Here is a 13,198-nt window from a genome sequence, read left to right on the forward strand (position 1 = left end):
CCATGTTATGATACAATAATACTGTTAAGTAAGACAGGAAGTTGAGATGGAGGAGTTAGAGCATGCAAAATAAAATCCAAGTTAAGAGCGTAGAAAAGAGAGAGAATGCTCTTATTTTTTGTGCGGAAAATAGTGAAATAGAGGTAAAGGAGTTAAGTGCGCGTAATCACGTACTTGTAGACTCAGACAATTTATCATTTTTATATATCTTAGAAAATGAATCATCTTTCATTTATGTAAGTATTCCGCACACATGCTGGGAAGCAATGCATGAAGCGATGAATAACGATGTGGTTATGTTCGTTCGCGTGAATGACATTGAAATGGAATTAGAAGGATTAAAAGAAGAAGTAGAATATTTAGTTGAAAATATTGAAGGTAATGCAAATTACGGAGAAGAATTAGTAACTGCTGTAGAAAAAGTATTTCTATAAGCAAATGGATTGATTTTGGTGGTGGTTGAAATGAATCGAAATTGGGAAGAATTTTTAGCACCTTACCACCAAGCGGTGGCAGAGCTAAAAGTGAAACTAAAAGGAATGCGTACTCAATTTGCAATGTTAACAGAGCATTCTCCAATTGAGTTTGTAACAGGAAGGGTAAAGTCGGTTGCAAGTATTATTGATAAAGCGGAGAAGAGAAATGTACCGCTAGACCGATTGAGAGAAGATATGCAGGATATTGCTGGGCTTAGAATGATGTGTCAATTTGTTGATGAGATTAAGCCTGTTGTAGAATATCTTCGAAAACGAAATGACTTTGAAATCGTGGAAGAACGTGATTATGTCACGCAAAAGAAAGATAGCGGTTATCGTTCTTATCATGTTGTCATTAGTTATCCTGTTCAAACGATTCAAGGTGAACAAAAAGTATTGGTAGAAATCCAAATACGCACGCTAGCAATGAACTTTTGGGCAACAATTGAGCATTCTTTAAATTATAAATATAGTGGACGTTTTCCTGAAGATATTAAAATACGATTGCAACGTGCAGCTGAAGCGGCGTTTTTATTAGATGAAGAAATGTCTTCTATTCGTCTTGAAATTCAAGAAGCGCAAAAGGCTTTTTCAAGAAAGCAAGAAACGAAAGATTCCGAATCATAAACTAAAGGGTGTTGGGCGATGAAATTTACAATTATGTCAAAGGGAGATCAATCATCAGATACACTGGCAAGCACGATGAAAGAGTACTTGCTAGATTTTGGATTTATAATGGATGAAAAGGAACCCGATATTGTAATTTCTGTTGGGGGAGATGGAACGCTTTTATATGCGTTTCATCGTTATTATAATCGATTGGATGAAACAGCATTTGTTGGTGTACATACAGGACATCTAGGTTTCTATGCAGATTGGTTACCAACAGAAGTAGAGAAATTAGTAATTGCGATTGCGAAAACACCATTCCAAGTGGTGGAATATCCGCTTTTAGAAGTTATTATTCGCTATGTGAATGGAAGTAAAGAGTCACAGTATTTAGCGATGAATGAGGCGACTGTAAAAAGTGCAGAAGGTACATTAGTAACAGAAGTAGAAATACGCGGAGAATATTTTGAAACATTCCGCGGAGATGGCCTTTGTATCTCTACTCCTTCAGGAAGTACCGCGTATAATAAAGCGCTTGGCGGAGCAATTATTCACCCATCTATTGAAGCGATTCAAATTGCAGAAATGGCGTCCATTAACAATCGTGTATTTCGTACTGTAGGATCGCCACTCGTATTGCCGAAGCATCATACATGTGTGTTAAAGCCAGCTGCAGGAATGAACTTACAAATTACAGTGGATCATTTAACGATGGTTCATCAAGATGTGAAATCAATCCAGTATCGCGTCGCAAACGAGAAAGTACGATTTGTTCGTTTCCGCCCATTCCCGTTCTGGAAACGAGTTCGTGACTCGTTTGTTGCAGATAAATAGAAAGGGTTATATATTTGAACAGATTTACATTGAAATGGGATATAGGGCCGGCTGAAGAGGGAACTTTAGTTAGGGAATTTTTGAAAACGAAAGGTATTTCTAAAGCCGCTTTAACGGATATAAAGTTTCATGGCGGAGCAATTGAAGTAAATGGTCAACATGCGAGTGTTCGTCATCAGTTGCGTGCTGGTGAAGAATTACGTGTCTTTTTTCCAGTGGAGGAAAGAAGTGAAGGGATGATGGCAGAAGATATTCCTTTATGCATTATATATGAAGATGACGCGGTTCTTATCATTAATAAAGAGGCGAATATGTCAACGATTCCGTCTAGAGAACATCCGGCAGGAAGTGTTGCCAATGCGCTGTTATCTCATTATGATAAGCAGCATCTTGCAAGTACAGTGCACATCGTAACACGTTTAGATCGTGATACTTCGGGGCTTATGCTTATTGCAAAAAATCGTTTCGTGCATCATCTTTTATCGAAGCAGCATCAACAAAAAGCTGTGAAACGAACGTATGAAGCAATTGTTCACGGAAAGATTGTAGAACGAGAAGGAATGATTGATGCACCAATTGGTCGAAAATCTGATAGCATTATTGAGCGAATGGTTTGTGAGGATGGACAAAGGGCAGTTACTCATTTTAAAGTAATTGATAGTACATATCATAAGACACATGTAGCGCTTGAGCTTGAGACAGGAAGAACGCATCAAATTCGTGTGCATATGGCTCATATAGGACATCCATTACTTGGTGATAGCTTATATGGAGGGAGAAGGGATGAAATGAAACGGCAAGCACTTCATAGTAAATCTTTGACGTTTTATCATCCTATTTTAGAGAAAGAGATGTCTTTCACTATAAAGCTTCCAAGCGATATGCAAGAAGTGTTGCGGCATACTTAAAAAGGGAACAAAATTCTTATATTATAAAGAATTTTGTTCCCTTTTTTCTTAGCGGAATAATATTAAAATTTGGTTTTCACCCGTACGCTTTATAACGAAAAATCCATTTTCGGCTTTTGTAGCAATGCCATTGTCATTTGGAAGACAAAATCCATGTGCTTCGCAAGTGCCGTCATCACGTACTAACATTTGTCCAATTAATCCGACAGGAAGCCACTCGGCGCGATCTTTTCTTGCTACATATTTGCGAGTTGGATCCCATTCTGTATTTAAAAGAGGTTGTATTTCTTCGGTTTCCGTCCATACATATTGGCGTTTTCCAAAGTTATCTGTTTTATAACGTTTTTCCCAACTTAAAGCCCCGCTATTTCCTATAAGGGCAGGGGTTGCACTAGATATTCCTAAAATGAACGAGTCGTGTGAAGTAGCTATCCGAATTTTTTCTTCGCTACTAAATGTAACGAAATAACCGACATCAATAGGTTTATGATCTTCGGTTTCAAACATTTGTGCAAAATCCGTTCCACTTGCATTGTAAGACGCACCCTCAATGTACATTTCTCCATTATGGGCAAGCCATTTAGCCCCGATATTATGGTCGGTGTCGCTTACACCATTTGCAATAAACCAAGAATAAGCTTCTTCTGCAGTGCCGAAGCGCCCCATAATATGGCTACCTGCAAAATGAGCTGTTGATGTATGATGACCTTCCGCATGAGAAGAGGATCCGTTAGCGATAGTTGCGGTTCCTTCTGCGTGTGCTGCTTCGCCTAAAGCAATCGTCTGTTTACCCTCTGCATGAGAATAAGCTCCGCCTGCTGTCGTTTCACTTCCCTCACTATGCGAACTATGTCCAGTTGCTTTTGAGTTTGATCCCTCTGCATGAGAGAAAGAACCTTTTGCGTGTGTTAATAAGCCTTCCGCATGTGCTGCCATGCCCTCCGCATGAGAGTGAAGCCCTTCCGCATATGCATATCGGCCGCCCCTTTTAACTTTTGTATTTTCAGGTGTAGGTGTCTCAATTATGAGTGGTTTTTCAGTTTGTATATCATTCGATGAAGCCAATGCCTCTTTTATTTTTTTTACTTTGTTTATAATAGCAGCTGGAATTTCTGGTTCCACTTTTTTATTTATTGCTACAGAAATATTTTCTTCCGTCTTTTCTTCTGTTTGATTAGAATGTATTACCTGTTCATCTTGATTTGAGAGCTGTTTATTTTTTTGTTGCATCTTTATTTTTCTGCGATCGATTATGCGGCTCATCACAGCATTTTCTAAAGAGACATATGTTGGTTTTACTTTGCTTTTTTTTGATGACTCTTGTTCTTCCAGTTCTTCTATCGCTGCAGCCCGAATACTACACCAGTTGTTAATTCCGTACATGGGCAGATATAAAGGGGGAAATTTTCTTTTTTGTTTAGAAGATTTTTTCTTCATTCTGTCACCTCCTGCGACATTATATGTAGTGTAATTAAAAAAAGATGCACTTTATTGCATCTTTTTTTAATTACTTTACCTAGTTTTATATGAGATCTGCCTAAATAATACGGTAATCTTTCGCTAAGTAAGGTAGTTATGAAATTGGACGGAATTTCTCAGCGACAAAAGGTAAAGAAGAAGGAACAGAGATAGTCTCCATTTCAGGATAACGTAATCCGGTTAATTTGCCACCAAATACAGCACCAGTATCAATATTGACTGTCTGATTGACGAATCGAGGTTCTGCTACTGGTGTATGTCCATATACAATCCAAGCTTGCCCCTTGTACTCTTGCGCCCAATCGCGACGGACAGGTGAGCCATCGGCATGCTTTTCTCCTGTAATATCGCCATATAATACAAAGGTTTGTACTTTTTTATCTCGTCTTCCTATGTAATCTTGCCGAATCCCAGCGTGACATACGATTACTCTTTTTTCATCTAGTATGTGGTAGAGCGGTGATTGTTCATAAAGAGTGATAAACTTTTCTTTTATAATGTTTTGCTTATGAGAAGGGAGTGCCTCATATTCAGCAACAGTTGTTTCAAGTCCGTGAGCGACTGTTACATTACGCCCAAGAAAAAATCGATATAGTTTATTACAGTGATTTCCAGGAGCGTAATAAGCTTCTTTTTTATGTATGACAAGTTCCCATACAATTTCAATCATACGTAATGAATGAGGACCACGGTCTGTAATATCGCCAACGAATGCAAGTTTACGTTGGTCAGGGTGAACCGGTAGACCGCTACTCCAGTTATATCCTAGCTTCTCTGTTAAATTTTGAAACTCTTGGAAGCATCCATGAATATCTCCTATAATGTCATATTTCATATTTAAACCTCCATCGTATTTTTCATTAGTATATCTAAAAAAGGATAGAGATAAAAATATAGCGTTTTTGTGTTGTTCATTTAAACATAAAGATTTTCGTTCTTGAGCGAACATTTAAAATGAATCCAATCGCAATCATGTATGTAAGCAGTGAACTTCCTCCGTAACTCATAAGAGGTAATGTTATCCCTGTAATGGGAAGTAATCCGATTGTCATCCCGATATTTTGGAATACTTGGAAAGTAAACATTCCGATTGTACCAGCGCAAATGTAACTACCGAAAGGGTCATTACTTTCTAAAGCAATATGAATCATTCGAAAAATGAGTAAGAAAAAAAGAGAAATAATGACACTTGCGCCTAGAAAGCCAAATTGTTCAGCGACATTAGTGAAAATAAAATCTGTATGTGGTTCTGGAAAATATACTTGTCCATTTTCCCACCCTTTTCCTTGCATTTCTCCGGATCCAGTCGCTAAGAATGCTTGTCTTAATTGATAGCCTTGTGCATCATATTTGTAAGGTGCTAACCATCCGTAGAAGCGATTTAATTGATACTCTTTTAAAATGTGTGCTTTAAAGAAATCTGTGTGAGTAAAAAAAATATATATTAATGTAGATCCAGCAACGAAAGTACCTGAAACTAATCCAAAAATAAAACGCCATCGTATGCCAGAAACTAGTATCATTGCTGCAAGCATCGCTGAAATGACCATTGTGTTTCCTAAATCTGGTTCTTTTGCAATAAGTAGTAGTGGTGGCAAGCTTGTCGCAAATATTTTTCCAAGTAGTAAAAAATCGTCATGTATCGTTTGGGAAAAATATTTCTCATTATGATTTGCTATAATTCGTCCAATGACGATAATTAAAAACAATTTCATAATTTCAGAAGGCTGAAAATTTCCGATGCCTGGGAGCCTGTACCAAGCGGTAGCGCCTTTAATTGTAACGGCACCTGGTACTTGAAGTTCTAGTCCAATAAGTAGTACCATTGCAAAGCTGTACAAATACCAAGCAATTTTTTGATAACGATCGAAGTCGATAATCATAATAACACCAATGGCTATAAATCCAATGAAATACCATTGGATTTGCTTTAGTACAAAATTGACGTTTTGTAAAAATGGCGGTAAAGAGGCTTGCGCACTTGCAATAGCACAACAACTAACAATCCCAATGGCAAATAAAATAAATAGTAATACGTAGTCTATTTGATATTGAGAATTTGGATCTTTCAATGTAGGTATTCCTTTCTACTGCTCTTTATAGTAATGGATTTTATCCCGCATTAATGGGCAGTAAGACCCCCACCTCAAAATTCAGCGAAAGCGAAGAAGTTAGGTGGGGGATCAACTGCCCGTAAAAGCCCGATTGGTGAGAGCTGATTAAAGTTTCACTTTATAGTATGAGAAAGAATGTATGAACTATACGAATGATTCACATATAGTCCATACACTTTTAATTTTGCAGAGTAGTTTAATTGTTTAGCTCTTTAATAATTATATCCAAACAATGAGAGAGACGTACATGTGCGTCAGGAAAAATATCTAGTTGATGAAGATAGTATTTTAAGGAACTTTTACACCATTGGTAAGCACTAAGTAGAGCTGCTCTATAGTCCGTAGTATTTTGTAAAAAGCCATATTCTTTTGCTGTTATAACAAGGTGTGTGAAATCTTCACAACCTTGAAGGAGCTTATTGTGTATTTGTTGTCCAGCATGGTAGCGAAATTGACTTAAAGGCTCAGAAATGTATATTGCATTTCCTTTAGAAAGTAAAGAAATCCATGAGGCCATATCAACACTACAAGAATATTGTCGCTCTTTAAGGGTGCCAAAAGGTTCAGTGAGCAATTCCTTTCGGAACAAAGTAGTTGTAGGCTCACCGATAATGTTGTGTCCGCCCTTTAACATCCAATTACCTAAAAATATCCCGTTTAATGGGGTGTCTTCACTATATAACCTTTGTGTTGGATGGGAATCACCTATTAGATTTCCATGATCATCAATGCGTACTCGATAAGAAGTAACAAGAGCAAGATTTTTATTGGGATCTTGCTCAAAATAGGTCATCATTTTTTGTATTTTATGCTTATAAAACACGTCATCGTCCATTAAAAAATTTATATACTCACCATTTGATTTTTCTATGAGCATAAGGTCATTGTGAAATTGTCCTAGAGTAGGGGTATTTCGAATGTATGTTATATTTTTATAATTTGGTAAGTATTGTTCGCGTATTAAAGTTGCTGTTTCATCATTTGTACTATCATCTCCGATGATGATTTCAATATTTGAATAAGTTTGTGCCAATGCACTTTCTAGAGCAATTTTGAAATAATGAGGCCGATTATAAGTAGGAATAAGGATGGAAACGAGAGGTGGGTTTTTTTCATTCATCATACATAACTTCCTTTCAGAAGCTTTTTTTTGTTAGAACAATATCTTGGTAACTTGTATATTCATGTCTGCCGCACCATAAACCGTAATGCGGCTTATTGATTATTTCTAGGCCGTACTTATTCAATAGATTGCAAATATCTGTCTCAGGATAAGCAACTGCGAAATTCGGAATATCTTTATTTACAACGTAGCAATTTTCGATTCGATGATAAAAACCTAATGTACTTTGTCCTGCATTTAAATAATAGGATGATTCAGGGTTTATAAGAAAGAATGTAATGAAACATCTCCCGTCTTTTTTTAATACACGTACAATTTCAGATACGTAATGTTCTAATTCTTTTGGGAGAAGATGTGTAAATACAGAAGTTAAAAAGATAAAATCGAATGTTCCGTCTTCATAGGGAAAACGATATTGAGAGGCATCTTCTTTTCCTTCCGGATTATAGAATTGATTGTATATGTCAACATGTTCAAAGTGAAAATTATTACGCATAGTTGAAATGTTATTTTGACACCAAGTAATTCCATCTTTAAACAAATCAAATCCATAATACGCTCCATCATCATTTAAGTAATTCATTAATGGTACAGCCATTCGGCCGACACCGCAGCCTACATCTAATACTTTTTCATTTGATTTTAAAGCACCAATTTGAATAAAATGCTTTAGGAACTCTTTTCCAACCTTTTTGAAGTCGCCACCTACATATTGGACGAGTTCAGGAGGGGGGAGTAAAGTCATTTCTTTGTTAAGTTCACTCATGAGTATACCCCTTTCTTGTATGAGAAGATGCAGTAAATCTATTAATAAAATTTTCAATTTGTAGTGAGAGAATACAGGAAAACAATTGTTATATGTAAGGAGATTCCGAAAAAGAATACTTAATTGGATTAGAAGTGAGAGAAGAATGAGTGAAAATGGAATCTCCTATAGATTAAATCTTTTTTTATTCTTTTCTCCAATAAACGCCAAATACATCAATTTTAGTAATAGGGGCTTTTAAATTTCGTTGGTTTCTAAAGTCTGTCACAGCCTCAGCGCATGGCGGTAGCCCGTAGTCATCGATAATTATATAGCCACCTTTAGAAACTTTATCATATAAGTTCACGAGACCATCCATTGTGGATTCGTACATATCACCATCAAGCCGTGCAATTGCTATTTTTTCAATTGGTGCTGTTGGTAAAGTATCTTTAAACCAACCTTTTAAAAATTTCACTTGATCATTTAGTAAATCATATTTTTTGAAATTCTCTTGTACTTGTTCTAAAGAGACGCGTAAGTAATCGAATGTGTGTAAATAATCACCGTAATCTTTTGGATATTGTTCTAGATTCGGTGCTGGCAAACCTTCAAATGAATCTGCAACCCACACATTACGATCCGTAATGTTGTTTGCTTGTAAAAAACCATTCATAAAAATGCATGATCCTCCGCGCCATACACCTGTTTCAATAAAATCACCTTCTATATTTTCACGAACAACGGTTTCCATCGCCTCTTGTAATTGGTTCATACGTTCTCGACCAATCATGCTATGTGCTGCTCTTGGCCAATCCATTCCATCATGACGTTCACTTTTAGAAACATTTGGTTTTACAATTTTTAAGTTATGGTTTTCAGCATATTGCTTAATGAATAAAGGGAGGGGGACTGTAACTGGTTCGAATTCTAGTTCTTTTGAAATATGTAGAGATGCGGGTAAGTATGCCTCATATTCTAACCATATTTCAAATAAAATGGTCTTCTTTAGCAATTCGAGATAAAGCTGAACAGCAGATTTACTTTCCATATTTGTGCCTCCTGCAAAATGTCATACAACAATATGATTATGTAGATAGCGAATGTTTCATGATTGAATTTGAAATTGAAAAAGCAGTAAAACTGATATCAGTTTTACTGCTAAGTAAAAAATTAAGCGATTTTTTCAATAATAATAGATGCATTTGTACCAAGAGCTAATGATAGCCCAAGTCCTGTAACGATTACTTCAACTAATGATGGAGTTGTCGTAATTTGCGTAATTGCTTGAACAACGATAGGTGCTCCAACTGAGATTAAAGTAGCCCCAGTACCTGGTACAGATACCCCATTTACTTGGATTGTAAGCCCCCCTAATACACTTATTGCCGCAGTATATACGATAACAGTGATTTTATAGAATCCAGTTTCAGCAATAACGAAAGTATCAGCATCTAATTGAGAAATTGCTGTACCAAACTGAGATCCAACAGTATTAAATGGTACTGGAGCATTTAGTCCAAGATCTAAAGAAATTCCAGCGGAGTTAAATGCATACAATCCTGCTGGAAGTCCTAGTCCGGATGGTCCAGTCGGTCCAGTCGGTCCAGTAGCCCCAGTCGGTCCAGTAGCTCCAGTAGCTCCAGTGTCACCAGTCGGCCCTGTAGGTCCAGTAGCCCCAGTGTCACCAGTCGGCCCCGTAGGTCCAGTAGCCCCAGTGTCACCAGTCGGCCCCGTAGGTCCAGTAGCCCCAGTGTCACCAGTCGGCCCCGTAGGTCCAGTAGCCCCAGTGTCACCAGTCGGCCCCGTAGGTCCAGTAGTCCCAGTGCCACCAGTCGGTCCAGTCGGTCCAGTCGGTCCAGTCGGCCCTGTCGGTCCAGTCGGCCCCGTAGGTCCAGTTGGCCCTGTAGGTCCAGTCGGCCCCGTAGGTCCAGTCGGTCCAGTCGGAAGGGTAAACGGTGGTATCGGTGGTAATGTAGGTCCTACAAGATTAGGGTCAAATGCACTAGCTGATAAAGATTCATCGGGATTTAATCCATTTGAATAATTATTATTTGACATAAATTCACCTCCATAAAGCGTTCATTATATAGTAGATGCAAAACCGAAAGAAAATGACACGGACATTTGAATTATTGAAAAGAAATCTTAAACTACTTGAACAATTTAAAAAAATGGAAAGTTTAGTATATGTATAACATATGATTGATTTGGAAGAGGGTGATTATGTTGAACAAGCAAGGAATTACAATTAGTTTATGTATGATTGTTCGAGATGAGGAGGAGACAATAGCCCGTTGTTTAGAAACAGTTGAAAAAATTGTGGATGAAATTATAGTAGTTGATACAGGTTCCGTCGATCGAACGAAAGAAATCGTAGAGAAATACACTTCTAACATATATGATTTCCAGTGGATTGATGATTTTGCAGCAGCAAGAAATTTTTCTTTTTCAAAAGCGACGCAAGAGTATATATTGTGGCTAGATGCAGATGATGTCTTATTAGAAGATGCTCAAGAAGCATTGAAACTTTTAAAAAGAGAATTAGATCCTAAAATTGATGCTGTTTCGATGCCTTATCATCTTGCAATGGATTCTAACGGGAAACCTTTATATTGTACAAAAAGAAATCGACTTGTAAAGCGTGAAAAACAATTTCAATGGTTTGGAAAGGTTCATGAGTATTTAGCTATTTCTGGTGAGGTTTTTAGTAGTAATGTTGCTATTACACATAAAAAAGAAAAAAAAGTAACAAATCGTAATTTGAAAATTTTTCAAAATACTGTAGCGGCAGGTGAAGAATTAAGTCCGAGAGATTTATTTTATTACGCAAATGAATCTACGGATAACCAAAAATATGATGATGCAGTTCTTCTATATGAAACATTTCTTAATCAAGACGAAGGATGGTATGAAGAGAAAATTTATGCATGTGGTAAGTTAGGAGATTGCTATGCAAAGCTCGGAATGTGGGAGAAGGCAATCGAATCTTGTGTGAAGTCGTTTCGGTATGACGTCCCTAGAGGAGAGAATTGTACAAGAATAGGATATATATATATGGAACAAGAAAAATATAATGAAGCGATATTTTGGTTTAAACTTGCTACGGAAGTACCAATGGCAACGGAAAGTCCTTTCCATAGTCCAGCTAGCTACACATGGCTACCCTATTTACAAATGTGTATTTGTTATAGCAGGTTAGGGGAGCAGGATAAAGCGTATTATTACAATGAATTAGCAGCTTCTTATGTTCCGAATAATGCTGCAATTGAATATAACCGTAAATATTTTCGGGGAGTTTTTGATAAACCATATAAAGTGTAATAGGTTTCGTTTTTTAGAAATGATTTATCGCTATTCTAACTCTAATAGATTGGTTATATATTAGAGTATCAGTAACGTAACCAATATAAATAAAAGATTTTATACTGCTATTTGCGGGCTAATAATCATTGGGGGATGAACAAAATCTGCACTTTATAGAATTCATATGAGATTTATATTTCTAATTCAATTTGCATAAGGAGTGTGTGAAATGAATCGCGAAAAAAGTTCTTTATATGAAGAAAAATCCGAGCATTATTATAATGCAGCGAATCCGAATTTATTAAAGCATATAAAAAAGGAATGGAAAGAAGTTCTTGATATTGGTTGTTCGAGCGGTGCATTGGGAGCAGCTATTAAAGAAAACGGTACACGTGTATCAGGAATAGAGGCATTTCCAGAGGCGGCAGAAAAAGCGAAGGAAAGACTAGATCATGTTATTTTAGGGGATATAGAAAAAATAGATCTTCCTTATGAGGAGGGGCAATTTGATTGCGTCCTATTTGGGGATGTATTAGAGCATTTATTTGATCCGTGGGCTGTGATTGAAAAGGTTAAGCCATATATAAAGCAAAATGGTGTGATTTTAGCAAGTATACCAAACGTTGCTCATATTTCAGTATTAGCTCCCTTACTTGCTGGAAATTGGACGTATACAGAATATGGTTTATTAGATAAAACACATATTCGTTTCTTTACATTCAATGAAATGCTAAGAATGTTTTTAAAAGCAGGATATTCAATTAGTAAAGTAGATCGTGTATATGTTGATCATAAAATGTATGAGCCGCTTATTGAGGAGTTATATGGAATTTGTAAAAAATATCGTCTTGGAAGTGGCTTCATGGCTGAGACAGTTGTATTTCAGTATATTATTGAAGCTGAAAAATCACAATTATGAGTGCTGCAGACAAAACAATATTATTTGTTACATGTATAAATGATCGGAAATTGTATGCAAACTGCGTGCGACATATATTGCAATTGTTAGTACCGCCAGGGTATATTGTCCAATTTATGCCGATTCGAAATGCGAAAAGTATGACGAGTGGATACAATCAAGCCATTTCGCATCCAGCGAAGTATAAAGTGTATTTACATCAAGATGTTTTTATTATAAATAGGGCTTTTTTATACGGATTACTTCAATTATTTGAGGAACATGAAAACCTTGGGATGATTGGGATGGTTGGAGCGCAATATGTTCCTCCGACTGGCGTATGGAACGAAGGGCGTGGAATTGTAGGGAAAGTCATTGGTTATATGAATGATTTGTTTTATATGGCAAGTTTAGAACAACCGTATCATGAATCAAAAACATTTATTCCTGTAGAATGTATTGATGGTTTATTAATGGCGACACAATATGATGTTCCGTGGCGAGAAGACTTATTTGACGGATTTGATTTTTATGATGTATCTCAATCATTTGAATTTAGAAAAGCAGGATATACAGTCGGTGTACCTGTACAGCGCGATGCTTGGTGTATCCATTATCATTTTGATGTGAATATGACGAACTATGAAAAGTATCGGAAAATATTTGTGGAACACTATATGTCAGATGTAAATAAGGAAGAATAAAA

At 36.8% G+C, this 13,198-nt stretch carries 14 protein-coding genes; 7 read left to right on the top strand and 7 right to left on the bottom strand.

Annotated features, from left to right (window positions below; translation table 11 throughout):
- Positions 1–62: 62 nt before the first annotated feature.
- From ACTL4X_RS06190 to ACTL4X_RS06205, 4 genes are read left to right on the top strand one after another with little or no spacing between them, the layout of a single operon-like run.
- Positions 63–434: a hypothetical protein gene (locus ACTL4X_RS06190; protein WP_001180003.1), complete on the top strand. Its 372-nt coding sequence runs from the start codon at positions 63–65 to the stop codon at positions 432–434.
- Between the two features lie 30 nt (positions 435–464).
- Positions 465–1,103 (top strand): GTP pyrophosphokinase, encoded by a 639-nt coding sequence (locus tag ACTL4X_RS06195; protein ID WP_001081482.1) that lies wholly within the window; start codon positions 465–467, stop codon positions 1,101–1,103.
- Between the two features lie 18 nt (positions 1,104–1,121).
- Positions 1,122–1,919: an NAD kinase gene (locus tag ACTL4X_RS06200; protein WP_000673190.1), complete on the top strand. Its 798-nt coding sequence runs from the start codon at positions 1,122–1,124 to the stop codon at positions 1,917–1,919.
- A 14-nt stretch (positions 1,920–1,933) separates the two neighbouring features.
- On the top strand, positions 1,934–2,827 hold the full coding sequence (locus ACTL4X_RS06205) for an RluA family pseudouridine synthase (RefSeq protein WP_001079134.1): 894 nt from the start codon (positions 1,934–1,936) through the stop codon (positions 2,825–2,827).
- A gap of 48 nt (positions 2,828–2,875) precedes the next feature.
- Here the strand turns inward: ACTL4X_RS06205 and ACTL4X_RS06210 are convergent, their stop codons facing one another.
- The 7 genes from ACTL4X_RS06210 to ACTL4X_RS06240 form a co-directional block, all read right to left on the bottom strand.
- Positions 2,876–4,264 carry a peptidase G2 autoproteolytic cleavage domain-containing protein gene (locus ACTL4X_RS06210; RefSeq protein WP_000730517.1) on the bottom strand — a complete coding sequence of 463 codons (1,389 nt, stop codon included), beginning with the start codon at positions 4,262–4,264 and terminating at the stop codon, positions 2,876–2,878.
- Positions 4,265–4,400: 136 nt separating this feature from the next.
- On the bottom strand, positions 4,401–5,141 hold the full coding sequence (prpE, locus tag ACTL4X_RS06215; protein WP_000872698.1) for a bis(5'-nucleosyl)-tetraphosphatase PrpE: 741 nt from the start codon (positions 5,139–5,141) through the stop codon (positions 4,401–4,403).
- Positions 5,142–5,217: 76 nt separating this feature from the next.
- Complete coding sequence (locus tag ACTL4X_RS06220; RefSeq protein ID WP_000654702.1) at positions 5,218–6,378, bottom strand: FtsW/RodA/SpoVE family cell cycle protein; 1,161 nt, start codon at positions 6,376–6,378, stop codon at positions 5,218–5,220.
- Positions 6,379–6,616: 238 nt separating this feature from the next.
- Positions 6,617–7,543 carry a glycosyltransferase family 2 protein gene (locus ACTL4X_RS06225; protein ID WP_000980807.1) on the bottom strand — a complete coding sequence of 309 codons (927 nt, stop codon included), beginning with the start codon at positions 7,541–7,543 and terminating at the stop codon, positions 6,617–6,619.
- A gap of 13 nt (positions 7,544–7,556) precedes the next feature.
- Positions 7,557–8,309, bottom strand: a complete 753-nt coding sequence (locus tag ACTL4X_RS06230; RefSeq protein WP_001292843.1) for a class I SAM-dependent methyltransferase — start codon at positions 8,307–8,309, stop codon at positions 7,557–7,559.
- Between the two features lie 184 nt (positions 8,310–8,493).
- The gene (locus tag ACTL4X_RS06235) at positions 8,494–9,339 is read right to left on the bottom strand and encodes a TylF/MycF family methyltransferase (RefSeq protein ID WP_000444381.1); all 846 of its coding nucleotides are present in this window, start codon (positions 9,337–9,339) and stop codon (positions 8,494–8,496) included.
- A 122-nt stretch (positions 9,340–9,461) separates the two neighbouring features.
- Complete coding sequence (locus tag ACTL4X_RS06240; RefSeq protein ID WP_088322298.1) at positions 9,462–10,349, bottom strand: BclA C-terminal domain-containing protein; 888 nt, start codon at positions 10,347–10,349, stop codon at positions 9,462–9,464.
- Between the two features lie 165 nt (positions 10,350–10,514).
- On the opposite strand from ACTL4X_RS06240, the gene ACTL4X_RS06245 reads away from it, so the two are divergent.
- The 3 genes from ACTL4X_RS06245 (at position 10,515) to ACTL4X_RS06255 (ending at position 13,196) form a co-directional block, all read left to right on the top strand.
- Positions 10,515–11,612 carry a glycosyltransferase gene (locus tag ACTL4X_RS06245; protein WP_000932913.1) on the top strand — a complete coding sequence of 366 codons (1,098 nt, stop codon included), beginning with the start codon at positions 10,515–10,517 and terminating at the stop codon, positions 11,610–11,612.
- Between the two features lie 211 nt (positions 11,613–11,823).
- On the top strand, positions 11,824–12,513 hold the full coding sequence (locus tag ACTL4X_RS06250; protein WP_001078432.1) for a class I SAM-dependent methyltransferase: 690 nt from the start codon (positions 11,824–11,826) through the stop codon (positions 12,511–12,513).
- Positions 12,510–13,196: a glycosyltransferase family protein gene (locus tag ACTL4X_RS06255; RefSeq protein ID WP_001271188.1), complete on the top strand. Its 687-nt coding sequence runs from the start codon at positions 12,510–12,512 to the stop codon at positions 13,194–13,196. Before ACTL4X_RS06250 ends, ACTL4X_RS06255 begins: the two co-directional genes overlap by 4 nt.
- Positions 13,197–13,198 lie beyond the last annotated feature (2 nt).

Source organism: Bacillus sp. RE35 (genome assembly GCF_052146655.1).
Lineage (GTDB): Bacteria > Bacillota > Bacilli > Bacillales > Bacillaceae_G > Bacillus_A > Bacillus_A cereus.

What these genes read in the sequence shown, in the direction of transcription:
- ACTL4X_RS06190 (WP_001180003.1), top strand. Translation starts at nt 63, where the DNA reads ATGCAAAATAAAATCCAAGTTAAGAGCGTAGAAAAGAGAGAGAATGCT.
- ACTL4X_RS06195 (WP_001081482.1), top strand. Translation starts at nt 465, where the DNA reads ATGAATCGAAATTGGGAAGAATTTTTAGCACCTTACCACCAAGCGGTG.
- ACTL4X_RS06200 (WP_000673190.1), top strand. Translation starts at nt 1,122, where the DNA reads ATGAAATTTACAATTATGTCAAAGGGAGATCAATCATCAGATACACTG.
- ACTL4X_RS06210 (WP_000730517.1), bottom strand. Translation starts at nt 4,264, where the DNA reads ATGAAGAAAAAATCTTCTAAACAAAAAAGAAAATTTCCCCCTTTATAT.
- prpE (WP_000872698.1), bottom strand. Translation starts at nt 5,141, where the DNA reads ATGAAATATGACATTATAGGAGATATTCATGGATGCTTCCAAGAGTTT.
- ACTL4X_RS06225 (WP_000980807.1), bottom strand. Translation starts at nt 7,543, where the DNA reads ATGATGAATGAAAAAAACCCACCTCTCGTTTCCATCCTTATTCCTACT.
- ACTL4X_RS06230 (WP_001292843.1), bottom strand. Translation starts at nt 8,309, where the DNA reads ATGAGTGAACTTAACAAAGAAATGACTTTACTCCCCCCTCCTGAACTC.
- ACTL4X_RS06235 (WP_000444381.1), bottom strand. Translation starts at nt 9,339, where the DNA reads ATGGAAAGTAAATCTGCTGTTCAGCTTTATCTCGAATTGCTAAAGAAG.
- ACTL4X_RS06240 (WP_088322298.1), bottom strand. Translation starts at nt 10,349, where the DNA reads ATGTCAAATAATAATTATTCAAATGGATTAAATCCCGATGAATCTTTA.
- ACTL4X_RS06245 (WP_000932913.1), top strand. Translation starts at nt 10,515, where the DNA reads ATGTTGAACAAGCAAGGAATTACAATTAGTTTATGTATGATTGTTCGA.
- ACTL4X_RS06250 (WP_001078432.1), top strand. Translation starts at nt 11,824, where the DNA reads ATGAATCGCGAAAAAAGTTCTTTATATGAAGAAAAATCCGAGCATTAT.
- ACTL4X_RS06255 (WP_001271188.1), top strand. Translation starts at nt 12,510, where the DNA reads ATGAGTGCTGCAGACAAAACAATATTATTTGTTACATGTATAAATGAT.